The sequence below is a fragment of the Ruegeria sp. CJ2 genome (assembly GCF_056536745.1).
Map to the genome: position 1 here is coordinate 1 of NZ_JBQFQF010000003.1, position 22,061 is coordinate 22,061.

At 56.2% G+C, this 22,061-nt stretch carries 21 protein-coding genes; 9 read left to right on the forward strand and 12 right to left on the reverse strand.

The features are described from left to right. Positions 1-150: 150 nt before the first annotated feature. Positions 151-2,841, reverse strand: coding sequence for an aconitate hydratase AcnA (acnA, locus tag ACR0MS_RS04535; RefSeq protein WP_480569786.1), 2,691 nt, complete (start codon positions 2,839-2,841; stop codon positions 151-153). 228 nt (positions 2,842-3,069) lie between these two features. On the opposite strand from acnA, the gene ACR0MS_RS04540 reads away from it, so the two are divergent. Further along, positions 3,070-3,771 (forward strand): DUF1223 domain-containing protein, encoded by a 702-nt coding sequence (locus ACR0MS_RS04540; RefSeq protein WP_480569789.1) that lies wholly within the window; start codon positions 3,070-3,072, stop codon positions 3,769-3,771. On the opposite strand, the gene ACR0MS_RS04545 is transcribed toward ACR0MS_RS04540, so the two are convergent. The 3 genes from ACR0MS_RS04545 to ACR0MS_RS04555 form a co-directional block, all read right to left on the reverse strand. After that, positions 3,772-4,695, reverse strand: a complete 924-nt coding sequence (locus ACR0MS_RS04545) for a lysophospholipid acyltransferase family protein (protein WP_480569792.1) — start codon at positions 4,693-4,695, stop codon at positions 3,772-3,774. Between the two features lie 107 nt (positions 4,696-4,802). After that, positions 4,803-5,894 (reverse strand): flagellar motor switch protein FliG, encoded by a 1,092-nt coding sequence (locus ACR0MS_RS04550; RefSeq protein ID WP_480569795.1) that lies wholly within the window; start codon positions 5,892-5,894, stop codon positions 4,803-4,805. A gap of 68 nt (positions 5,895-5,962) precedes the next feature. Further along, positions 5,963-6,505, reverse strand: a complete 543-nt coding sequence (locus ACR0MS_RS04555; protein WP_480569798.1) for a tetratricopeptide repeat protein — start codon at positions 6,503-6,505, stop codon at positions 5,963-5,965. Positions 6,506-7,087: 582 nt separating this feature from the next. On the opposite strand from ACR0MS_RS04555, the gene ACR0MS_RS04560 reads away from it, so the two are divergent. Beyond that, a complete protein-coding gene (locus ACR0MS_RS04560; protein ID WP_480569801.1) occupies positions 7,088-8,455 on the forward strand; it encodes a glycosyltransferase family 61 protein in 1,368 nt (455 codons plus the stop codon). 80 nt (positions 8,456-8,535) lie between these two features. Here ACR0MS_RS04560 and ACR0MS_RS04565 read toward each other — a convergent pair whose 3' ends face one another. Next, a complete protein-coding gene (locus tag ACR0MS_RS04565) occupies positions 8,536-9,327 on the reverse strand; it encodes a hypothetical protein (protein WP_480569804.1) in 792 nt (263 codons plus the stop codon). Positions 9,328-10,165: 838 nt separating this feature from the next. Next, on the reverse strand, positions 10,166-11,470 hold the full coding sequence (gene purB / locus ACR0MS_RS04570; RefSeq protein WP_480569807.1) for an adenylosuccinate lyase: 1,305 nt from the start codon (positions 11,468-11,470) through the stop codon (positions 10,166-10,168). Positions 11,471-11,560: 90 nt separating this feature from the next. On the opposite strand from purB, the gene ACR0MS_RS04575 reads away from it, so the two are divergent. The 5 genes from ACR0MS_RS04575 (at position 11,561) to ACR0MS_RS04595 (ending at position 14,035) form a co-directional block, all read left to right on the forward strand. After that, on the forward strand, positions 11,561-11,893 hold the full coding sequence (locus tag ACR0MS_RS04575) for a hypothetical protein (RefSeq protein WP_480569809.1): 333 nt from the start codon (positions 11,561-11,563) through the stop codon (positions 11,891-11,893). After that, the gene (locus ACR0MS_RS04580) at positions 11,890-12,312 is read left to right on the forward strand and encodes a DUF6314 family protein (RefSeq protein ID WP_480569812.1); all 423 of its coding nucleotides are present in this window, start codon (positions 11,890-11,892) and stop codon (positions 12,310-12,312) included. The genes ACR0MS_RS04575 and ACR0MS_RS04580 overlap by 4 nt, the downstream gene beginning before the upstream one ends. Positions 12,313-12,388: 76 nt before the next feature. Beyond that, positions 12,389-12,976 carry a biotin transporter BioY gene (locus ACR0MS_RS04585; protein WP_480569815.1) on the forward strand — a complete coding sequence of 196 codons (588 nt, stop codon included), beginning with the start codon at positions 12,389-12,391 and terminating at the stop codon, positions 12,974-12,976. A 134-nt stretch (positions 12,977-13,110) separates the two neighbouring features. Continuing rightward, positions 13,111-13,668 carry a hypothetical protein gene (locus tag ACR0MS_RS04590; RefSeq protein WP_480569818.1) on the forward strand — a complete coding sequence of 186 codons (558 nt, stop codon included), beginning with the start codon at positions 13,111-13,113 and terminating at the stop codon, positions 13,666-13,668. Positions 13,669-13,678: 10 nt separating this feature from the next. Further along, positions 13,679-14,035 carry a hypothetical protein gene (locus tag ACR0MS_RS04595; protein ID WP_480569821.1) on the forward strand — a complete coding sequence of 119 codons (357 nt, stop codon included), beginning with the start codon at positions 13,679-13,681 and terminating at the stop codon, positions 14,033-14,035. A gap of 5 nt (positions 14,036-14,040) precedes the next feature. On the opposite strand, the gene ACR0MS_RS04600 is transcribed toward ACR0MS_RS04595, so the two are convergent. Further along, positions 14,041-15,255 carry a bifunctional alpha/beta hydrolase/OsmC family protein gene (locus ACR0MS_RS04600; RefSeq protein ID WP_480569824.1) on the reverse strand — a complete coding sequence of 405 codons (1,215 nt, stop codon included), beginning with the start codon at positions 15,253-15,255 and terminating at the stop codon, positions 14,041-14,043. A 241-nt stretch (positions 15,256-15,496) separates the two neighbouring features. On the opposite strand from ACR0MS_RS04600, the gene ACR0MS_RS04605 reads away from it, so the two are divergent. Next, positions 15,497-15,685, forward strand: coding sequence for a hypothetical protein (locus ACR0MS_RS04605; protein WP_480569827.1), 189 nt, complete (start codon positions 15,497-15,499; stop codon positions 15,683-15,685). A gap of 4 nt (positions 15,686-15,689) precedes the next feature. Here the strand turns inward: ACR0MS_RS04605 and dddP are convergent, their stop codons facing one another. Continuing rightward, positions 15,690-17,033: a dimethylsulfonioproprionate lyase DddP gene (gene dddP / locus ACR0MS_RS04610; protein ID WP_480569830.1), complete on the reverse strand. Its 1,344-nt coding sequence runs from the start codon at positions 17,031-17,033 to the stop codon at positions 15,690-15,692. Positions 17,034-17,156: 123 nt separating this feature from the next. Here dddP and ACR0MS_RS04615 point away from each other — a divergent pair, with 123 nt between their 5' ends. Beyond that, positions 17,157-17,900 (forward strand): heme-dependent oxidative N-demethylase family protein, encoded by a 744-nt coding sequence (locus ACR0MS_RS04615; protein ID WP_480569833.1) that lies wholly within the window; start codon positions 17,157-17,159, stop codon positions 17,898-17,900. A 36-nt stretch (positions 17,901-17,936) separates the two neighbouring features. Here the strand turns inward: ACR0MS_RS04615 and ACR0MS_RS04620 are convergent, their stop codons facing one another. The 4 genes from ACR0MS_RS04620 to glnA form a co-directional block, all read right to left on the reverse strand. Further along, positions 17,937-18,845: a hypothetical protein gene (locus ACR0MS_RS04620; RefSeq protein ID WP_480569836.1), complete on the reverse strand. Its 909-nt coding sequence runs from the start codon at positions 18,843-18,845 to the stop codon at positions 17,937-17,939. Positions 18,846-19,043: 198 nt separating this feature from the next. Then, positions 19,044-19,832 carry a lytic murein transglycosylase gene (locus tag ACR0MS_RS04625; protein WP_480569839.1) on the reverse strand — a complete coding sequence of 263 codons (789 nt, stop codon included), beginning with the start codon at positions 19,830-19,832 and terminating at the stop codon, positions 19,044-19,046. Positions 19,833-19,900: 68 nt separating this feature from the next. Continuing rightward, positions 19,901-20,530: an MSMEG_1061 family FMN-dependent PPOX-type flavoprotein gene (locus ACR0MS_RS04630; RefSeq protein ID WP_480569842.1), complete on the reverse strand. Its 630-nt coding sequence runs from the start codon at positions 20,528-20,530 to the stop codon at positions 19,901-19,903. Positions 20,531-20,625: 95 nt separating this feature from the next. Then, positions 20,626-22,032 (reverse strand): type I glutamate--ammonia ligase, encoded by a 1,407-nt coding sequence (gene glnA, locus ACR0MS_RS04635; RefSeq protein ID WP_475208957.1) that lies wholly within the window; start codon positions 22,030-22,032, stop codon positions 20,626-20,628. Positions 22,033-22,061: the final 29 nt, after the last annotated feature.

Below are 22,061 nucleotides of genomic sequence, written 5' to 3' on the forward strand. Positions count from 1 at the left end.
TGCGAAGCCTTTTTGGGGTCCGGCATGTCACAAGCTCTTATTTCTAAACGAAAACGACCAGCAGGTTAGCTGCTGGTCGATAGATCGTCAACATTTACCTATAGTGGCTTGCCAAAAGGCGTCCTTTCTTTATCCGGGCTTACCCAGTGATCACCCCGCCTTGGCAAGGTTCCTCAGCACGTATTGCAGCACGCCGCCATTTTCGATGTATTCGATCTCAGGCGCGGTATCGATCCGGCATTTCAGATTGATGGTTTTCTCGGTGCCGTCGCCGTAGACGATTGTGCAGGGCACCTCTTGCAGGGGTTCGACCGCGTCCAATCCTTCAATCGAAACCGTCTCGTCCCCCTTCAGGCCCAGCGTTTTGCGGGAGTCACCGCCGGTGAATTCGAACGGGATCACGCCCATTCCGACAAGGTTTGAACGGTGAATGCGCTCAAAGCTTTCGGCAATCACTGCTTTGACGCCCAGCAATGCCGTCCCTTTGGCGGCCCAATCCCGCGAAGAGCCCGCGCCGTATTGTTCACCGCCAAAGACGACCAGAGGGGTGCCTTGTTCCTGATAAGCCATCGACGCCTCGTAGACCGAGGTTTGCTGCCCATCGGGACCTTTGGTGTAGCCGCCTTCAACACCATCCAACATCTCGTTCTTGACGCGGATGTTGGCGAAGGTTCCGCGCATCATGATCTCGTGGTTACCGCGGCGCGACCCGTAAGAATTGAACTCGCGCGGCTGAACCTGACGGTCGATCAGATACTTTCCGGCTGGCGTCGTCGTCGCAAACGACCCAGCAGGTGAGATATGGTCGGTGGTGATCATGTCACCCAGGATCAGCAGAACCTTGGCCCCTTCGATATTCGAGATGGTGCCCGGTTCAGCCCCCATGCCTTGGAAATAGGGTGGGTTCTGAATGTAGGTCGACGCGGGTGGCCAGTCATAGGTTTCCTGCTGGGGAACCTCAACGCTTTGCCACTTTTCGTCACCCTTGAAGACGTCGGCATATTTCGACTGGAACGCTTCGCGCGTCACCGTCTGTTCAACCAGTTCGGCAATCTCCTGGGTCGAAGGCCAGATATCCTTCATGAAGACATCATTGCCATCCTTATCCTGACCAATCGGTTCCGACGTCAGATCAATGTCCAGTGTCCCAGCCAGCGCATAGACCACAACAAGCGGGGGCGACGCGAGGTAGTTGGCACGCACATCGGGTGAAATACGGCCCTCGAAGTTGCGGTTGCCCGACAGAACCGAAGTGGCGACCAGATCGCCCTCGGCAATGGCTTCCGAGATCTCTTTCTGGATCGGACCCGAGTTACCGATACAGGTGGTACAGCCGTAACCAACAAGGTTGAACCCGATCTTGTCCAGATCTTCCTGAAGACCTGCGGCCTCCAGATAGGCGGACACGACCTGCGACCCCGGCGCCAGTGAGGTTTTAACCCATGGCTTGCGGTCCAATCCCAAGGCCGCCGCCTTGCGTGCCACAAGCCCTGCGCCGATCATCACATAGGGGTTTGAGGTGTTGGTACAGGAGGTGATCGAAGCGATCACCACCTTGCCCGATTCCATGCCATAGTTTTCACCTTTGACCTCGACCTGTTTGCCCATCGGACGTTTGAAAGTCTCGGCCATCTCTTTGGTGAACGCGGCCTTCGCATCCGTCAACGCCACATAGTCCTGAGGGCGTTTCGGACCCGAGATCGCGGGGACAATGGTGCCCATATCCAGCGAGAGTGTGTCGGTATAGATCGGTGCGTAATCCGCGCCGCGCCAGAACCCGTTTTCCTTGGCATAGGCTTCGACCAGCGCAATGCGATCCTCGTCGCGACCGGTATTACGCATGTAGCGCAGCGTTTCGCCGTCGATTGGGAAAAAGCCGCAGGTTGCGCCATATTCCGGGGCCATGTTCGCAATGGTCGCTCGGTCGGCCAGTGGCAGACGATCCAGACCCTCGCCGTAGAACTCGACGAATTTGCCTACCACGCCTTTCTCGCGCAGCATTTCGACCACTTTCAGCACCAGATCAGTGCCGGTTGTACCTTCGACCATCTCACCGGTCAGTTCAAAACCCACAACCTCGGGGATCAGCATCGAGATCGGCTGACCCAGCATCGCAGCCTCGGCCTCGATCCCGCCGACGCCCCAACCCAGAACGGCCATGCCGTTGACCATGGTGGTGTGGCTGTCGGTGCCAACCAGTGTGTCAGGGTAGGCGATTTCGCTGCCGTCCTGATCGGTGTCGGTCCAGACGGTCTGGGCCAGATATTCCAGGTTCACCTGATGGCAGATGCCGGTTCCGGGGGGCACAACGCGGAAGTTGTTAAAGGCGTTCTGGCCCCATTTCAGGAACTGGTACCGCTCCATGTTGCGCTCATACTCGCGGTCCACGTTCATCTGGAACGCGCGCGGGTTGCCGAACTCGTCAATCATGACCGAGTGGTCGATGACCAGATCAACCGGGTTCAGCGGGTTGATCTTTTGCGCGTCACCGCCCAGCCCCTTGATGCCATCGCGCATCGCGGCCAGATCAACCACCGCCGGAACGCCGGTGAAATCCTGCATCAGCACGCGGGCCGGGCGATAGGCGATCTCACGCGGGTTCTGACCGCCATTCGCGCCCCATTCGGCAAAGGCCTTGATGTCGTCGACGGATACGGAAAACCCGTCATCCTCGAACCGCAGCATATTCTCAAGAACCACTTTCAGCGCGGCTGGCAATTTGGAAAAGTCACCCAGGCCGGCATCCTGTGCCGCGGGGATGGAATAATAGGAGATGGACTTGCCATTCACGTTCAGGCTGCGACGTGTCTTGGCGGTATCCTGTCCGACTTTGATGGGCATAATTTTGGCCTCCCTCTCAAATGACTTGGATTTTGGGACTCGCTGATGGTTATCTGCATCACCGCAGCGTGTGGTTCAAGGTTCAAGGTGCTCAATACACTGCTTTTTGTATACCATTGCACACATTTTTCTGCGCACTTGTGTCCAAACTCTCAAGAAACCTTGATTGGAGGTTGAGCGGCGATCCGTTTAAACCGATTGGGCATCGTACAAAACCTTGAGATCCACATGTCCAGACTCGCTCATTTAACTGCGTTCGTTTCCCTGCTTTTGGCGTCTTCAGCCGCCGCCGAAAGTGATCCGGTCGTGGTAGAGTTGTTTACGTCTCAGGGGTGTTCGTCCTGTCCGCCTGCGGATCGGATCATGCATGACTTGGCTAAGCGAGACGATGTTATCGGCCTTGCCTTGCACGTGGACTACTGGGATTACATCGGTTGGAAAGACGAATATGCCAACCCTGGCCATACGACGCGGCAGCGCGCCTATGCTCGTGGTGGCGGTCGGACGATGATCTATACGCCGCAGATGGTGGTCAATGGTCAGCAGGACGTTGTTGGCGCGCAATCTCTTGAATTGGACAGATTGATCGAGGCGCATTTGAAGGCACCACCCGAGGCATCTGTTACGGCAAAATATGCAGGGGATCAGGTGACAATCGACGTGACCCCGGTTGATGTGCCAGAAGACGCGCTGTTTGACGTGCGGGTCGTCCAATATTCGCCGATGCGTCACGCGTCGATACGGCGCGGTGAGTTGGCAGGGCATGAGCTGGACTATGCAAACGTGGTTGAAAGCTGGCAGATCGCCGGGCAGTGGAACGGCGACGCCCCGCAGGAGTTTTCCGTCTCATTGGGGTCCGACCTGCCAGCCGTTGTTCTTGTTCAGAAGGTAGGGCACGGCCCCATCATTGCCGCTGCACGGGTCGAATGATCAGGGCATGTCCTGCGGTTGAACCCCAAGCCCGTTCCATGGCTTCCAGCGACGGTGAATCCAGAACCACTGTCCCATGTGCTGTCTGACCACCGATTCCAAATCGTCATTTGTGTATTGAGTCATCGTCTTGGCATCGGAGTGTGGCACCGGATCGTGCAGCACGATTTCAAAATCCAATCCGTTCTCTTGCCGCACGGCGTAACACGGGATCATGACCGCCTTGTACTTCATCGCAAGTTCCGCGTTCAGAACCGACGTGACTGCGGGTTTGCCAAAGAACATCAGCTCTTCACCGCCATGAGCATGCAGATCGGAAACGATCGCGATGATCTCACCCTTCTTCAGCGAGCGCACCATTTCGACCATGCCGCGGCGCCCTTGTTCGAACATCGGAGCGCCGGTCTTGTAGAAGGCATCCACATACATGTCGTTGAAATAGGGGTTCGCCATACGGCGATACAGGCAACCGATCGACTTTCCGCTGCGTGCCTGCAGCGCGACGCGGGCCGCCAGATAGTGCCCGAAATGCGCCGTGATCATCATGATCGGCTTTCCCTCGTCAATGGCTGCATCAAATGCCTTGACCCCGGGGCCCGAGATTTTTGCAGTGCGCTGACGCTCAGTAAATCCTTCGGGCGAAAAGTGTTCCATGATTGCCCGGCCCGCATTGTCGGGAACTGCACTGCAAATACGCGCGACTTCAGCCTCGGAAAGCTCGGGGCAGGTCAGGTTCAGGTTGTTGCGCACCCGCTTGGAAAAACCCACAACCGGAGCAAGGCCGCGCACGATGGCTCCCATCGTGGCAATGCGCCGTTCATAAGGCAAAAGCCGCATCGCTCCCACGACGCCCTTGAGAAACAGGCCGGTCAGGTAGTATTTGCCAAGCTCAAAGCGGCTGAGTTCAGACTTTTCAACGGGCATCAGGGGATCTCGGCGACTATTTGAAATTGCCGGGTCAGACATACAAGCCGGAACCCGTAACCACAAGCATTCTGCGCAGAGCCCGTGGTTAGCGTAGCGACGTCGACCTATTCCTCATTCTCCTCCTCGATCAACGTGATGGCGCCGTCATCCACCAGAGCCCGAATGGAGCCGACTATCTGGGTCATGGCTTCTTCGGCCTCGGCCTGTTTGACGTTGCCCCGTTCGCCCATTTCTTCCCTCAGGTTTTCAGCCATGCGCGACGACATGTTGGACAACAAGAAATCGACAGCAGTCCTGTCCCCGTCGGTTTCCGCGCCTGCAAGAGCTGTGACCAATATGGGCTGATCCACACCTCTTAAGACAGCGGGTACGTCACGCGGTATCAGGCGGGCGGGGATATGCGCGAAGGTAAAGATCGACTGTCTTACGATACTGGCAAAGTCCGAATCCTCTTCGTCCAGTGCGACAAGCAAACCGTCTCGCATTGCGGCGGCAGATTGGTTCAGGATGGCCCCGACGCGTTCCCCCGGTCCGTCAGAGAAGGCCGTGGCGGGGCGCTGATCTAGCTGTGCCGCAAGGGACCAGCCGATCTGTTCAACGGCCTCGGGGGTGACATTGGCGGTTTTCGAAACGGCGTAGGTAATGCGGCGTGCGACGGGGCCGGGAAGATGCCCCAGAAGCTGCGCGGCCCTTGCGGTTTCAAGTTTTGACAGCATGACTGCAGCGATTTCGGTGCTTTCGGCTTGCATCATCTCGGCCAACTCCTCGGGCGGGATCTGGCGCATACGTTCCCATGGATCGCCAACCTGACGCACACCCGCGACCTTGCGCAGGCGCGCTGCCGTTGTCGGTGCAATTTTCCCGTTCACCGCGTCCAGCGCCCCCGCAAGCCCATGCGGAAAAGACAGGCCAACGCTCTCCAATGCCTCGGCAAACTCCTGTGCGACGGCATCAAGCGTCACGCGATCCACCAGACCCATCTGGCCAAGTTGGTGAGTCAGCGTCTCCTGCAACTCATCCGGAAGTTCCTCAAGCGGAATATCGGCGCCCTCGTTCAGCAAAAGGCGCACGACGACCGCGGCCTTTTGCCTGTTGCTGAGCCTGCGTGGAACCACACGTGGCGCTTCATTATCTTGTTCGGACAACGGGGTGCTTGAGCCCGATGCCACCTGTACCAAAGTATTTGCGTCCTGCATCTGCCTGCGGTGCCATTCTTCTGTTCCGCAGGCAGGTTAGCGAGAGTCGGGTAAAGAAAGACTAAAGCTCAGTAGCTATATGTCAGACCCGTGCGGATCGCTTCGCGCAGCGACGCCTCGGCCCAGGTTCCTTCGCCACCGCGCGCCTTGATTTCACGCCACTGCTCGATCGCGAGGTCGGTTTTACCTTCCGAAACAAAGCCCTGCGCCATGTAGGAACGGGCCAGCAGGTTGTCGGGGTTCGCCTGAATCGCGTTGGTGTAGAACACGTTTGCAAGCTCCAACTCGCCCATTTTGCGGTAGGTGAAGCCCCAGTATGTCATGACGCGATCATCGTCCTGATCCATGACCTGCAGGATGCTTTGCGCATTTTCCAACTGCCCGTCATATGCCAGTTCGCGGACGGCTTCATAAAGCTCGTCCTGAGTGAAGTTTGTTTTATCCGGCTTGACGCAGCGACCGCGTTCTTTGTCGTAGACACGTCCGAACAGGCATTTCTTGGTGGTGTTCGTCGGTTTGGGCGGGCTTGCGCTATCCCCGCCTGCGGCATGCAGTGCCGGCGCGAATGCAAATGCCTGAAGGACAATAGCTGAAGCGAATACGATGCGCATTTTCCTACTCCGTTATCTGGGCTGCTCTGACCAAGCTAGCGCGTTCTCACGAAAAGCTAACAGCCGATCGCTCGCTTTTATTCACAAGTCGTTTTGAATGACGGAAATGTTACAAATCCGGGGCCTTAGTTTCATGGGCCTCAGGTAGTCGGGTAGGCTGGATGACTCTCGCCTTCTTTTTGCACCGCGCTATTGCTTTCGGCTTGGATCCTGTGTTGACGAAGCTGGTTAGGTTTCATTGGGGATGGGCGCAAGCGGTTGAATTGGCGAGGTTGGGTTCTGTAAACTGCGTTCCAATCATGGGAACCTCCCGCTCCAATAGAAGCACTAGGAATTCCTGCAAAAACAGCATACTAGCTACAATCGTTGTTTACTGATAATGGGGTGTGAGCCCAGAACGTGAGGGTGTTTTCAATTGGTGTTGTCGAGATCTCGTGCACTCAGGAACTTTCCCGCCTGCCAAATTTAACTACGGGCTAAAAAAGTAGCTTGAGATTTTCAACCATTAAGCCCTTGTAACTGATGAATTGACAACTTTTGAAGTTTCCACAAGCATCAGTCTTTGAACCCGCGGAAGTCGCTATGAACACAAAAAAGAATATGCCCGGTTTTGATCAGGAGCCGGCCAGTTCACTGCTCGATCCGGGGCGTGACTCGGGGTTGTCGTTGCTTCGACCAGCGCCAATATTTTGGCAGAAAGTGCCAGGCGGCAAGATTGATGCGCTCAGCATATCTGACCATCCTGAGATAAAATCTCGTTGGGAAAAAGAGCTGAGGTTCATCAAAAACAGGCATTTGTTTCATGACAGAGTGGAATTTGCGTCGGCTCCAGCGATGGTCGAGAATCTGCTCGTAAAGGGAAATTGCTTGCAGGTTTCTGGAAAATGGTTCCTAGGCGGCCCATCTGCGGAGCGCCTCATTATCAAGTACAGGCGTGCATGGCAGCGAAAAAACACTGCAGATAATTCACCCGGTCGCAACCAATGGTCGAAGCAGATGACCAGATTCATCAATGAATGCAGGGCCGGCGCTGCGCCGATACCCCACCATGACGTCGGTACTGCAGGATTGGACTTTGTGGTTGAAGCAAAGAACTTGCAAAATTACTTCCATTTCACAAAGGAAGTTCTGAACACATTAACAATGATTGAAGAAATACCAGACTTCGACGGGCGAATAGTTATCGTTTTTGAGAAAAACGAACCCGCTCCGTTCGTTATGGGTTTCATTGAGGCACTCTTTCCGGAATTATCTGACCGCGTGGTTTTCAGAAAGGCTCCTTTTCGTGCCGACCGTGCATTGATAACCTGGTATGGAGACTATGCATTTCTTCAACGGCATGAGGATGCTGAAGAAATGTGGGGAAGCTCTCATATATTCACAAAAAAGTATGATGCATCTGTATATAAGGTACTTCGACGAAACGGTTATTCTCGGGCTTTGCGAAAGCTGAGAGAAAGGGCCTATTCAAAGATACAGTCCCATGGGTCTGATCATCTGCCCAAAAGGGTCTGGATTAGCCGCAGAGCGGGAAAGAGCCACGATCGGACCGTTGCTGCAGAGCCTGAAATAGTAAACGCCTTGCGTGCCAGAGAATTTGAAGTCGTGTATTTTGAAGACTTGAATCCAATCAATCAAATTCGCTTAATATCGCATGCCGAAATTGTTGTAGGGTTTCACGGTGCAGGCCTTACCAATATGCTTTATGCCAAACCCGGTGCACATATTATTGAAATAGGGACACTTCAAAGTGTTTTACAACGTCAAAGCGATTTCGTCGCTTTTTCACATTGTTCGCAAGCTAACTACACGACGCTTGTGGCTGACTTCGATCATGCCGGGCAAGAGTTAATCCCACCATTGAGGGGCAACGGCTTGTACCCGGTACGTATTTCCAAATCTGGAATTTCGAAATTCCTGGGGCATATCGATACCCTGATCGCTAAGTAGAAGCCCACAAATTGAGCCAAAAAATCAGCAGATAGAACATGAAATGCTGATTGAGTTGACTTGTGAACTGGCGCGAAAAATCAAGTGTTTTCTAATTTTCTACGCGCGTCCTCAATTGATGCCGTATAACCGAGACGAGCCTCAAGTTCGACATCAATGTTTGTCAAAATGAAATTCATGTCATTGGGGCCAATATCTTCCAATCGTACTCTATTTTTTTTGGTTCCAGTTGGGCCAACCTTTCCGGGTATTATCAATTCATCTGAAACCGGAACCCGAAAAACCTCCGAAATAGCTTTTATTGTTTCAAGCGGGTTGTCTTTGACCGCTTCATAGTTGACAACCAGCGCATTACAATCTCGTTCTAGAAAACCCAAGAAAGCGGTGTTCTTTAGCGCCCTGAGTTCTAAAGGATTCTTAATTGGTTTGCCGCTTATCGGGTGCCGCTCTGCTTGATTGGTGCCTCCTGGCTCTTTTGGCATACCGCCATAGCCCCATTTTCGATGACCGAACCATTTCGGTGTGTATTTCCCCTTCCATTCACTTCTTAAGAAATCAGAAAAGCTCAGGTGTTTGTGTGAATCCACAAATGGGCGATTGTGAAGACTTTCAAGCCAGGAAAACGGTTCCCGAACAACGACGATAATAAGGGCAGATTCAAGAATGCATGGCATCGAAGGAAACCCATGCTTCCACCCATAGTTTGTGACAGGGCTTATTTGAAAGTTGTCTGCAAAAAGGCGATCTACAAAATTGGTGCCGCTGCGACGTTCACCAAAAACTTGAAAATGATCTATTGGTTTTCGGCCGGGTTTTTTCCAATCCAGGATTGGGGGTTTGAAAGAAGTAGAGGTCAAAAATACTTGTTCCATTCGATGTTCGTCTCAACAGAGTGTCCCCGTTTCGGTTCAGGCCCAATCGAGTATTTTCTTGCCGGATTCGTTTGGCTGGTGAGCCAACAGTAACTTCGTAACGCTCGGCTATTTGGAAAATCACTTTCCAACCAGCACAAGACAATGTTTACTTCTGGACCAACAGGTGAACGATCTATCTCACTGCATCTGCCTTAGCTCAACTTGGGTCCCAATCCCAGAGACTTCTTCAGCAATCGAATAATGGCTGTGAGCAAGGGGCCTAGTCTTGGTGCTCGGTAAGCTGACTACGGCAGCGAACGAAACGCGGGAACACATATTTGATGTCGGCTTAGGCCCCTCAGAATTGGTAGGATCAAGGTTAAATCAAGTGAGATTTCTGCCTCACATTTTTAGGTTGAGGTTCCGTTCCAGCAAATCTTGGTGATTTGTTGCCTATGAGAATTGTATCCTGGGAATTCGCCGAGGTTTTGCGACGCAAGTCACATTCAACATGTCGGAAGGACAAAGCCCCAGAACCCTCATGGGGACAGTGCTCGCGTCGCTCACAAGTAGGAAAGTTTTTCTTAGCTGTTCACAATTTTTACGCAGCTTTGGCTTTCGGTGTCCCAATAGGTTCCGGGCGCGCAGGATTGGGTTTGCTTTGAGTGGCCGCTGCAGGCCAGGGCAACCGAAGCTGTGCAGGAAAGTGCAAGTGCGCAAAGAAGGGTGCGGATCATCTTTGGGTCTCCTGTTCGGAAATACCCAAGCATCATACCCGAAAATGCCAGTTCTGGCAAAAAACGGCCCGGAGCTCGCCTTGAGGTCCGGGCCGTGTGAAATGTTGAAAAGGGTCTATTTATTCCCCAAAGACACGGGCGAAGATCGTGTCGACATGCTTGGTGTGATAGCCGAGGTCGAATTTCTCTTCGATCTCATCGGTGCTTAGCGCGGCGGTTACGTCAGCATCCCCAAGAAGTTCGGTTTTGAAATCCTTGCCTTCTTCCCAGACTTTCATCGCGTTGCGCTGCACCAAGCGATACGCGTCTTCGCGGCTGACTCCGGCTTGGGTCAGGGCAAGCAGCACGCGCTGGCTCATGACCAGTCCGCGGAACTTGTTCATGTTGGCCAGCATGTTTTCCGGGTAAACGACCAGTTTGTCGACCACGCTGGTCAGGCGTGACAGGGCGAAGTCCAGCGTTACGGTGGCATCAGGACCGATGTTGCGCTCGACCGAGCTGTGCGAGATATCGCGCTCGTGCCAGAGGGCCACGTTCTCCATCGCAGGGACAACGGCCATACGCACCAGACGGGCCAGACCGGTCAGGTTCTCGGTCAGGACCGGATTGCGCTTGTGCGGCATGGCGGACGAGCCCTTTTGACCTTTCGAGAAAAACTCTTCGGCCTCCAGCACCTCGGTCCGTTGCATGTGGCGGACTTCGATGGCGATGTTTTCAATGCTGCTGGCGATGACACCCAGCGTTGCAAAGAAGGCCGCGTGGCGGTCGCGGGGGATGACCTGCGTGCTGATCGGTTCAGGAACCAGCCCCAGTTGATCGCAGACATGTTCTTCGACGCTCGGGTCAATATTGGCGAATGTGCCAACCGCACCGCTGATCGCGCCGGTGGCGATTTCGGCACGCGCGTCGCGCATGCGGGACAGGTTGCGGTCCATCTCGGCATAGAAACGTGCAAAGGTCAGGCCCATGGTGGTGGGTTCGGCGTGGATGCCGTGGCTGCGGCCGATGCGAACGGTTTCCTTGTGTTCGTAGGCGCGGCGCTTGAGGGCGGCCAGCAGACCTTCGAGATCGGCGATCAGAATATCTGCCGCGCGGGTGAGCTGTACGTTGAAGCAGGTGTCCAGCACATCCGAAGACGTCATGCCCTGGTGCACGAAACGGGCTTCTTCGCTGCCAACATGCTCGGCCAGATGGGTCAGGAAGGCGATGACGTCGTGTTTGGTGACGGCCTCGATCTCGTCAATGCGGGCCACGTCGAATTCCACGTCTTTGGCCTTCCACACGGCGTCGGCGTTTTCGCGCGGGATCACGCCCAGATCGGCCATGGCTTCGCAAGCATGGGCTTCGATCTCGTACCAGATGCGGAACTTGGTCTCGGGCGACCAGATGGAGACCATCTCGGGGCGGGAATAACGTGGAATCATTGGCAGCGGCACCTTTTTGTGATTTGGCAGAGGGGCGATGCGGCGCGGTTTAAACCCACCCGCGCAAGGGAACAAGGCACGAGTGCTGGTATGAGACGGTTTGCCCTGATTTTGGCCCTTTGGCCCTGTGTTTTGGCGGCGGAAGAGTTCCGTGCGCTGACCGGGGATGAGATTCTGGACGCTTTGACCGGCCAAAAGCTGGGTTATGGAAACGGCATCTGGCAGACTTTCGACGCATCTGGGGTGACAAACTACTTTTCAGGCGGCCCAAGCGCGGGGCGCTGGGCTGTGCGGGGGGACCAGTACTGCTCGGTCTGGCCCCCGTCAGAGCTTTGGGCCTGTTACGATGTGCATCGGTCAGGGCAGATCATCCGGTTTGTCGACAGCAATGGCGGCCGAACAGATGGAACGTACGCGGAATGACCATGCCGCAAAGCCTGTCGGATTTTGAGGGCCGCTGGAGCCTGACCCGCGTCATACGCGATGCAAGGGCAGGGCAGGTCGTGCACGCCGACGGAACAGTGATCCTGAGCCGGTCAAACGAGGGGCTGATCTATGACGAAGACGTTACATTACGCCTTCCGGGACAGCCCGAGATGAAGGGAACACGTCGCTATCTTTGGCGGGATGGCGGGGACGGGATTGCGGTGCATTTCGACGACGGCCGCTATTTTCATGGGCTGAAGTTGGGTAAGGCGTTGGCGTCGGATCACCATGACTGTCCGCCTGACAGCTATGATGCCAAATACGATTTTTCGAACTGGCCTAACTGGAAGGTGCGGTGGATCGTGTCCGGACCCCGGAAATCCTATGAAATGGACACAGAATATATGCTGCGGTAGCGTAATCATCTTGCAGAAACGACTATGACAGGGCATTGCTGTCGCAGAATATCGGTCCGAATTGGGAGAAGTGAAGATGAATGCAAATGTTCTGGCCAACGCGATTGGTCCGCGCGAGGGGACAGCGCTGCGTGTCAAGCAGGTTGTTCTGGTTGCGCTGGGCATCGTTGCCCTGGCTGTCGCCGCGAAAATCAAAGTACCGATGTGGCCCGTGCCGATCACGATGGGTACTTTTGCTGTTCTGACAATCGGCACCGCCTATGGCGCCCGTCTGGGTCTGGTGACGATGCTGGGTTACCTGCTGGTCGGTGCACTGGGCTTTGACGTTTTCGCCGGGTCTTCGGCTGAAAAATTCGGCCTGACCTACATGATGGGCGGCACCGGGGGCTATCTGGTGGGTTACCTGATGGCGACTGTCCTGCTGGGCGCTCTGGCTGCGCGCGGCTGGGACCGTTCGGTTGGCAAGCTGGCGCTGGCGCTGGTTCTGGCCAACGTCCTGATCTATGTCCCCGGCCTGCTGTGGCTGGGTCAGCTTTACGGCTGGGACAAGCCGATCCTCGAGTGGGGTCTGACACCGTTCCTGGTGGGTGACGCGATCAAGCTGGCTCTGGCCGCCCTGTTGATCCCCGGCCTGTGGAAACTGGTGGGCGACGCCCGCGCCTGATCTAGGGCAAATTCACATTGTATGAACCCGCGCCGGGACGAACCCGGCGCGGGTTTTTTGTTGCATTCCGAGACTGGACAAGATGTACCGCCACGGTTCAGGGTGAACTATCTGAAACAAAAGGTTTTCGAGACATGAATTTTCGATTTGCTGCCGTATTACCCATGTGCGCGGCATTGCTGTTGAGTGGTGCTCCGGCTGTGGCGGATACTCCGATCACTTATACGGATCAGGGGCGTGCCCTGTTCAGCTTTGCGGTGCCTGATTTCTGGGCCGTCCGCACCGGTGGACCGCGAGAGATTGAGGACACCGAACTGGGCGATCCGCGCGCCGTTGCGCGTGTGATTGGCGTGCGTCCGGTGACGGATGACGGCGCGTGGATGGGGTTTGTCTCGCCTGCGGGTGTCGCTTCGATTGACGGGGGGCTGCGCTATCTGCAGGACGTCGACAAGTTTCTTGTGAAAGACCCTGAGGTTTCCGACTCCGTTTCTACGCGGATCGGTGGTTTGCCTGCCCGTGTGATCCGGGGAACAGGCACGCGCGAAGGGCGCGGCGTGAACTTTACGGCCACCGTGATTGACCTGCCGCGCGACCGCGTCGCGGTGGTCATCGCGGTGCTGCGTGATGGTGCAGACCCAGCCTATGTCGACGATCTGAACGCCGTTTTCGCGTCGTTCCGGTCCGCACAGTAGGGAGGCTCAGATGAACCGCAAATTGTTGAAACGGTCAATTCTGGCGCTGGGTCTTGGCGCTGCAAGCTTTACACTGTCGGCCTGCGATGGCGTGACGGTCGGGGTTGGGTATGGGTACGACCCGTTCTACGACTCGATGCTGTGGAACGATTATTACCATGACGTGGATGTCGACATTGATGTGGACCGACCGAACCGGCCGCGTCCGCCCGAAGGGAAACCGCCAACGCGACCCAAACCGCCGGTCGGGAAACCGCCCGCGCGCCCCAGGCCGCCTGTCGCCAAACCACCGGCGCGTCCACGCCCACCGGTTGCGCGGCCACCCGCAGCACGACCGCCAATTCACCGCCCGGCACCAAGGCGTTGAGGTTGTCAGGCCAGCAGTTCGGTCGTGATCTGAGCTGATCCTTCAAGTGTCCTGTGTACAGGGCACTTGTCGGCGATCTCTAACAGGCGTGCGCGCTGGGTTTGATCGAGCGGGCCTTCCAGACGGATTTTCCGTCGGAACAGGTCGACTTTGCCGTCACTGACCAACCCCGCGTCCTGCGCGTGAACTTTGTCGTGGCAGACATCGACGGTGATGCCCGTCAATGGCCAGCCCTTGCGCCGTGCATACATGCGGATCGTCATCGAGGTACAGGCACCCAGCCCCGACGACACAAAACCATAAGGCGACATGCCCTGATCAGTGCCCCCGTACGAGGCGGGTTCATCCGCTATGGCGTGATGCCGGGGGCCGGACTGGATGTCCTGCAGGAACCCTGCGGAATCGGCCTCGGTCACGCGCACGACGCCTTCGGGCGCACCCGGCGGAGGGGCAGGAGGACACAGTGGAACATAGCGTGTAACCCACGCCGCGATAACGTCGGCGGCGTACTCGGCATCCGACGCGCGCGTGATCAGATGATCCGCATCATCCAGCGTTACAAAGCTTTTGGGATGTTTGGCTGCCAAAAAAATCGTGCTGGCGTTGTCCACACTGACCGTTTCATCCAACGGGGCGTGCAAAACCAAAAGCGCGGCTTTCAGATTGGCAATGGCAGGTGTCAAAGCGGATTCCGAGATGTCGTCCACGAAGGCTTTGCCGATGCGGAAAGGGCGCCCGCCCAGCGTGACCTCGGCAGAGCCTTGCTGCTGAATCTCGGGCAAGGCATTTTCGAAGTGGTGTGATACGTGCCCCGGATCAGCCGGAGCGCCCAAGGTCGCGATGGCTTTGACGGTGGGAATACCCGCACGTGCGCGCAATACGGCTGCGCCCCCCAGCGAATGACCAATTAGCAAAGAGGGAGCCATGTTGCGCCCGGCCAGATACTGAGCCGCGGCGATCAGGTCCTCGACATTCGACGTGAAGGTGGTGTTTGCGAACTCGCCTTCAGAATGGCCCAGGCCGGTAAAGTCAAAACGCAGGACGGCAATACCCATCCCCGCCAAACGCGCGGCAATCCGGCGTGCGGCAGGAATATCCTTGGAGCAGGTAAAGCAATGCGCGAACAGGGCTGTCGCCAGAACGGGTCCGTCAGGCAGGTCAAGGCGCGCCGCCAGCTGATTGCCGCCGTGACCGGCGAATGAGATGCGTTCCGTAGGCATGGCGGCTCCTTACACTTCTTGATGCCGCCAATACTGTGATCATCAACAGGGCTGCTCAACCCCTATGTGGGAGGCGTCACGTGAAGGTGAGCCGAGAATAGCGGTTCAGGGAAGGCAGATGCAGAGCAGTAAATCTTATCATCAATAAATGTGATGCTATCGCTAATAAATATTCGTTTTTAAAATTCATCCCGCGCCCTCATCTTTGGGATGTCATCAATTCGCAGCCAAGGAGGTTCTCATGGCGCATATCATCACAGCACCCCGCGGATTCGCCCCGCGCCCTGACATTCTGATCGCGATTGTCCTGACTGGGATTATCAGTTTTGCCGCCGGACAGTATACGTCGCACCCTTCGGCAGTCCCGTCAGTCGGCGCGGAAATCGAAGACTGGCACGGCAATGTGCGACGTTCAAATTGGCCGGACTAAGAGGTCAGCTTTGACCCATCAGCATCGGATCGAACGGGTAGGTGGTGAGGTTTTCGTACCCATCCTCGGTAATCAGAACCTGATCTTCGAGTTTGATTGAAAAGTCACCACCGACCTCTCCGACCGCGGCTTCGACGCAAAGCACCATGCCGGGTTCCAGTGGGTAATCATAGGCACCTGCCACCGCCTTGTCTGGGTAAGCGACCAGCGGCCATTCATCACACAGTCCGACCCCGTGCATCAGACAGCCATATTTTTGCGCCTGAAACTTGTCATCCAGTCTGTGGCAATTGGCGGTCAGGTCGGGGATCATCACGCCGGGTTTCAGCATCTCCATATTGTTCATGATGTGCTCATGTGCGTGCTGCATGGCATAGACCATATCGGCCCGAGGTTTCTTGTCCCCGACCCACCATGTCCGCGAGATGTCGATGCAGATACCGTAAGATCCGATCAGGTCGGTATCAAAGGCGATGATCTCATTTTTCTGCGTGATCCGAGGTCCGCATTCCTGAAACCACGGGTTGGTGCGTTGCCCCGAGGCCAGCAGGCGGGTTTCAATCCATTCACCGCCACGTCGGATGTTTTCCGCGTGCAGAACGGCCCAGATGTCATCTTCGGACGTCTTTCCATCGCCCACATTGGCGCGGGCGAATTTCTCCATCTCGGCGACAGCGGTTTCGCAGGCGTGGCTGGCACAGCGCATGGCCAGTATTTCATCCGGGCCTTTGACCGCGCGGGTTTTCTCGGTGACCTCTTCGCCTTCCATGATCTCGAACCCTTGCGCCTCAAGCGCGCGCAGGCCATGCAGCATGATTTTGTCGACTGCCAGCCGCTTGTTGCCGCCGCCATGCTCCTCGATCAAAACCCGCACTTCGTTTGAAAATACGTCGGCCGCGATATCAACCTTGTCACCCCGGTCGAAGTAAAACAGATCGGCACCGGATCGTTGTTCGCGCACCAGCGGGTTGAACGTCGAAAGGAACGGGGAATTCTTGTAGTCCCAGATCACCATGTAGCCATCGGCGCACAGCAGAACCGCGCGGAACGGGTTATGGGTGTTCCAAAGCTGCATGTTCGTGCTGTCGGTTGCGTAACGTATGTTGAGCGGGTCAAACATCAGCACCCCGCCATACCCCCGGTCCACGATTGCCTGGGTCAGTCGTTTCCACCGAAACTCTCGCATCCGGCTCAGGTTGGGCAGGCTCAGGCCCGCAGCCTCCCATTCGGCGAAGGCCAGTTGCGTGGGCCCGATCTCGATCCGATCCAGTTCGTTCGGGGTGCCGTCCCCAAGGGTGGCCCCCTTGGTCGGGTCGATCTTGCGGTTGTCCCGGTAGTGTTCGTTCATGGTGGGCCTCCCTGCCTGTTCGTAGACCGTGGAGAATCAATTCGGTCTCGTCTGGAAAAAATGCGACGACCGGTTCGTCGCTTTTTGACCGACAAGGAAAACTTCTGGTGATAGGTGAATCGCATGACGATCATACTGCAAAACTCGATCCCCTATGACCCACTGACCCCGCGCCCTTTGCCGGGTATCCAGCCAACGTCGCTGGACAATTGGTTGCACCGGGATGACGCCTTTGCTGCGCAGATGCAGCACCGTGATGCTCTGCTACGGGAAAGACGCGCGGATATTCTGGCGCTGGATACATCCGCCGAACCCGCCGCGCAGGAGGTTTTGGACCTCGTGCTGCAACATGCCTATCCGGGGTGTTTCGATCTCGTCATCCGCCCGGACGGACAGAAGGTGTCGGTCGACCGTGAAAATCCGATGGATACTTTGTGTCGACTGGTTCAAGAGGACATCTGCATCCTGCAAAAGCACGGGGACGAGCATGTCCTGACCGGCGCAGTTTTGTGTTTTCCCGCCAGTTGGAGCTTGTCCGAGAAGTTCATGCGCCCGCTGATCGACATCCACGTGCCGGTGGCGAGCTACGACGAGAACATAGCGCGCCGTGTCCAGCGTTTGTTCGATGGGATTCAGCCTGACCGCCCGCTCTGGCGGTTCAATGCCTTGTGGTATGAGGATGCCGAACTGCACCAACCCCGGAGTGAGAACGCGCGGCGTGAAATCAAAAAGCCCGGCAACGCCCGGTATTTGCGCAGCGAACGGCAGACCTTGTTGCGGCTACCAAAGACCCGGGCGGTGGTGTTTTCCATCCATACCTACGTTCTGGAAGCAAGCAGCCTGCCGAAAATGGAAAACCCCGCCTGATGGCGGGGCCTCCTAGGAGGGTCTTTGGAGTGTGAACTACATGCCCAAGGCGCTGGCAACGCCAGCAAACGCACCGCTTGTGCTGAGAGCGGATATTGCGACCGTATAGGCAAGTACCTGCGTATTCAGGCGAAAGTCTTCGCCCTTGATCAGGTTCACAGCGGCCATGGAAGCCGCAATCGGGACCGACACGCTTGCCACGGCACCCGTAAGCCCCCAGCTGGTAAGCCGGAGGATATCACTGGGTTGGTCGTGGTCGAGGGGGGGCGTGTCGTCCCGATCTGATGACTGCTCGGTGGTTTCTGTCCGAAAAGCGATGCTGAGCAACTGCTCATCCGACAGCTGGATCGGCCGGGCTGCTGGTTTCAGCGCCGTTTTTTGTGGCTCGTCCAGGTCTTCTTCATTAGTTTTCAGCCCCGCAAACGGGCCGGAAACTGCCTCGAAAATCTGTTTTCTATTCCGCTTTTTCGCGGGTGGCAGAGTGTCAAAGGCACTCAGGAACTGTTCGATTGTCAGCACGGTATTGGGCGTGAGCCATTCAACGCGCTGTGTCGCGCAAATGTCGACCATGCGGTACAGGATCACAACCAGCATAAGCTCGGAGATTTCACTGTCGTCCAACAGGGCGGATACCGGGCTGATCGTGATTGTAAGCCGGTTTTCAGGCAGCGTTACAACGGGCCGTTCAATGGTTTTCAGACCTGCTGCACGATCCATGCGTTCAAAACGGTCTTCTGTCTGAACGACCTGCGTGTCCAGGGTCAGGCGCACGAGGTATTGGCTGGAGACGATGCTGGCCTCGGTTGTATCGCGAACTGTCTTGCGTTCGACCAGATGACCGTAGTCTTCCAGCGTGGCTGCGACGATTGCTGCGAACCGCTCGATCGCGCCGTCGGTCTTACCGTTGAATTGCAGACCGCCATGGTAGCTGTGCTTCGGTGTCACTGCTTTTTCCTTTGTCGCATCCCGTCGTGCAAACAAATTTACCAAGCGATATTGGGCAGATTTGGGCGAAAATGGAAAAAAATCAGAAAACGCAAAGATTGATTACGCTCTGGAAACCTAGGCATTTTAGGGGCCGTTTAATGTATGTGGCGGCAATGTGGCAGAATTGAGGAGGTCTGGCCCGAAATTGTGACGCGCTCAGCCGTCGATTCGGGCGGCCATGATTGCAATTGATTGCTGGTACACAGTGGCCGCGTTCCACTGCTGAATGACGGCAAAATTCGGCTGTCCGGGCTGATAGCCCCGACCAGGTTTCCAACCCTTTTTGCGCAAAAAATTGGCGGTGGAAGCCAATGCATCAGTCATATTGTAGAAATCGACCTTGCCATCGCCTGTGGCGTCGACCCCATATGTCAGGGCGTTACCGGGTAGGAACTGTGTGTGCCCCAATTCGCCATGTTTCGCCCCCTGGGTCGCTGTCGTAATGCTGCCTTGATCGACCAGTTTAAGCGCACCGATGGCATGAGGGACAAAGAATTCGGATCGGCGACAATCATAGGCAAGCGTCGTTATTGCTGACACAACCTGACTATCCCCCATAAAGTTCCCAAAGCCGGTTTCCATGCCGTGAATGGCGATCAGGACCCCCGCAGGTACCCCGTACTGGCGCTCAAGGGCTGCATAGAACTGCGGGTTGCGGGCCTTGCGTTTGCGCCCTTGTGCGACGATTGTATTTGCGCCGCGCACCTGCATGAATTTGTCCAACGAGTATTTGAAACTTTTCTGGTTGCGGTCGGCGGCAATGGTGCGCGTCGCGTAAGTTGTCTGGGATAGGGCTTGCAGACCCCGCTTTTTCACCCCGGCGCGCTTGGCTTGTCGGGCAAAGTCGGATTTCCATGCCTCAAACCCTGCGCTGGTATTCCCGCAGGGCGCGGCCGCGCCAATCGTTGGTAGTGACAAGGCAAGGATGAAGGCTAATCGAAGCACGGTCAAAATCCGGTCGGCTGAAATGCTGTGTCCAAGCCTAAGCCGTATTCCCAGATGCGCAAAGTGGTTTAATACAGGTCCAGTTCGCCTGTTCCTTTCAGGCTTTCAAACCACTCTTCCGGCGTTTTGTTGATTTTCGCGTGTTTGACCATCATCGCGTTCATGTTTGGCAGGCCAGACGAGTCAGGCCATGAATCCGGCTGCCAGATGCCTGACCGGATGACGCATTTTGGACAGTGGGCAAAAACGGTTTGAACCTGAACCAGCAGGGCGAGTTTGGGCGGGTGATCTTGCATCGCCATTGTCTGTAGCAGCTCAGGGTCCGCGCATATGCGGGCCGTACCGCGAACGCGCAGAGTTTCCATCTTGCCGGGAACAAAGAAGATCAGGCTGACGCGGGGGTCTTTCAGGATGTTGTGAAAGGTATCCACGCGTTTGTTGCCAGGCCGGTCGGGTATTGCGATCAAGCTGTCCGAAAGCACGTGAACAAAGCCCGCGGGATCACCACGTGGCGAGACATCCAGATATCCGTCGGGATTGGCAGAAGCGATCACACAGAAGGAAGACATGGCGATAAAGTCACGACACATCTGATCCAGCGCGGGCAGCTCTTTGGCGATGATCTGAGGCAGGGGAGCGCCGGTTATCCGCTCCAACTCTTCGGTAGTGGTCACGAAGTCCGAAAATTCAGTGTCCATGTGATCTCCTCCTGTTTTGTCAGTCTGGAAGATCGCCCCAAATGAAACAAGGGCGCCCGAATGGACGCCCTTGCAGATGTAAACCCAGAACCGGATTAGCAGCTATAGTACATGCCGTATTCAACCGGGTGGGGTGTGTGCTCGTAGGTTTCGACCTCTTCCATCTTCAGTGCGATGTAGCCGTCGATCTGGTCTTTGGTGAACACGTCGCCCTGCAGCAGGAAGTCGTGATCCGATGCCAGCGCTTCCAGAGCTTCACGCAGTGAGCCGCAAACGGTCGGGATATCGGCCAGTTCTTCGGCAGGCAGGTCGTAGAGGTTCTTGTCCATGGCTTCGCCAGGGTCGATCTTGTTCTTGATGCCGTCCAGACCAGCCATCAGCAGAGCGGCAAACGCCAGGTAAGGGTTCGCGGCCGGATCGGGGAAGCGAGCCTCGACGCGCTTGGCTTTCGGGCTTTCGGTCCACGGAATACGGACACAACCCGAACGGTTACGAGCCGAATAAGCGCGCAGAACGGGGGCTTCAAAGCCCGGGATCAGACGCTTGTAGCTGTTGGTCGACGGGTTGGTGAAGGCGTTCAGGGTCTTGGCGTGCTTCAGAACGCCGCCGATGAAGTACAGGGCTTCGTCGGACAGGTCAGCGTATTTGTCGCCAGCGAACAGCGGCTTGCCGTCTTTCCAGATCGACATGTTCACGTGCATGCCGGTGCCGTTGTCACCTGCGATGGGCTTCGGCATGAAGGTGGCCGATTTGCCGTAGGCGTGTGCCACGTTGTGGATGACGTATTTGTACTTCTGCAGTTCGTCGGCCTGCTTGGTCAGGCTGTCAAAGATCAGGCCCAGCTCGTGCTGACAGGACGCAACCTCGTGGTGGTGCTTGTCCACTTTCATGCCCAGACGCTTCATGGTCGACAGCATTTCCGAACGCAGGTCCTGCGCTTCGTCGATCGGGTTGACCGGGAAGTAGCCGCCCTTGACGCCCGGACGATGGCCCATGTTGCCCATCTCGTACTCGGTGTCGGTGTTCCACGATGCGTCGGTTGCATCAACTTCGTAGGATACCTTGTTGATGCTGTTCGAGAAACGGACGTCGTCGAACAGGAAGAATTCAGCTTCGGGGCCCATGTAGGCCACATCGCCGATACCCGATGCTTTCAGGTAGGCTTCGGCTTTCTGTGCGGTGCCGCGCGGGTCACGTTCATAGGCTTCGCCGGTGTCGGGCTCGACAACCGAGCAGTGCACGCAGATGGTCTTTTCCGCGTAGAACGGATCGACATAGGCGCTTTCGGTGTCGACGACCAGCTTCATGTCGGATGCTTCGATCGACTTCCAGCCCGCGATGGACGAACCGTCGAACATGAAACCTTCTTCCAGGAAGTCTTCGTCAACCTGATCGGCCATCAGGGTCACGTGCTGCAGCTTGCCGCGCGGGTCGGTAAAGCGAACATCGACGTATTCGGCGCCTTCGTCTTTGATCAGCTGAAGAACTGCGTCCTTGCTCATACTCTCTATTCCTCTGATTTGAGTGCGTT

What these genes read in the sequence shown, in the direction of transcription:
- ACR0MS_RS04580 (WP_480569812.1), top strand. Translation starts at nt 11,890, where the DNA reads ATGACCATGCCGCAAAGCCTGTCGGATTTTGAGGGCCGCTGGAGCCTG.
- ACR0MS_RS04600 (WP_480569824.1), bottom strand. Translation starts at nt 15,255, where the DNA reads ATGCCTACGGAACGCATCTCATTCGCCGGTCACGGCGGCAATCAGCTG.
- ACR0MS_RS04585 (WP_480569815.1), top strand. Translation starts at nt 12,389, where the DNA reads ATGAATGCAAATGTTCTGGCCAACGCGATTGGTCCGCGCGAGGGGACA.
- ACR0MS_RS04565 (WP_480569804.1), bottom strand. Translation starts at nt 9,327, where the DNA reads ATGGAACAAGTATTTTTGACCTCTACTTCTTTCAAACCCCCAATCCTG.
- ACR0MS_RS04605 (WP_480569827.1), top strand. Translation starts at nt 15,497, where the DNA reads ATGGCGCATATCATCACAGCACCCCGCGGATTCGCCCCGCGCCCTGAC.
- ACR0MS_RS04555 (WP_480569798.1), bottom strand. Translation starts at nt 6,505, where the DNA reads ATGCGCATCGTATTCGCTTCAGCTATTGTCCTTCAGGCATTTGCATTC.
- ACR0MS_RS04575 (WP_480569809.1), top strand. Translation starts at nt 11,561, where the DNA reads ATGAGACGGTTTGCCCTGATTTTGGCCCTTTGGCCCTGTGTTTTGGCG.
- glnA (WP_475208957.1), bottom strand. Translation starts at nt 22,032, where the DNA reads ATGAGCAAGGACGCAGTTCTTCAGCTGATCAAAGACGAAGGCGCCGAA.
- ACR0MS_RS04630 (WP_480569842.1), bottom strand. Translation starts at nt 20,530, where the DNA reads ATGGACACTGAATTTTCGGACTTCGTGACCACTACCGAAGAGTTGGAG.
- ACR0MS_RS04595 (WP_480569821.1), top strand. Translation starts at nt 13,679, where the DNA reads ATGAACCGCAAATTGTTGAAACGGTCAATTCTGGCGCTGGGTCTTGGC.
- ACR0MS_RS04615 (WP_480569833.1), top strand. Translation starts at nt 17,157, where the DNA reads ATGACGATCATACTGCAAAACTCGATCCCCTATGACCCACTGACCCCG.
- ACR0MS_RS04560 (WP_480569801.1), top strand. Translation starts at nt 7,088, where the DNA reads ATGAACACAAAAAAGAATATGCCCGGTTTTGATCAGGAGCCGGCCAGT.
- dddP (WP_480569830.1), bottom strand. Translation starts at nt 17,033, where the DNA reads ATGAACGAACACTACCGGGACAACCGCAAGATCGACCCGACCAAGGGG.
- purB (WP_480569807.1), bottom strand. Translation starts at nt 11,470, where the DNA reads ATGATTCCACGTTATTCCCGCCCCGAGATGGTCTCCATCTGGTCGCCC.
- ACR0MS_RS04545 (WP_480569792.1), bottom strand. Translation starts at nt 4,695, where the DNA reads ATGCCCGTTGAAAAGTCTGAACTCAGCCGCTTTGAGCTTGGCAAATAC.
- ACR0MS_RS04540 (WP_480569789.1), top strand. Translation starts at nt 3,070, where the DNA reads ATGTCCAGACTCGCTCATTTAACTGCGTTCGTTTCCCTGCTTTTGGCG.
- ACR0MS_RS04590 (WP_480569818.1), top strand. Translation starts at nt 13,111, where the DNA reads ATGAATTTTCGATTTGCTGCCGTATTACCCATGTGCGCGGCATTGCTG.
- acnA (WP_480569786.1), bottom strand. Translation starts at nt 2,841, where the DNA reads ATGCCCATCAAAGTCGGACAGGATACCGCCAAGACACGTCGCAGCCTG.
- ACR0MS_RS04550 (WP_480569795.1), bottom strand. Translation starts at nt 5,894, where the DNA reads ATGCAGGACGCAAATACTTTGGTACAGGTGGCATCGGGCTCAAGCACC.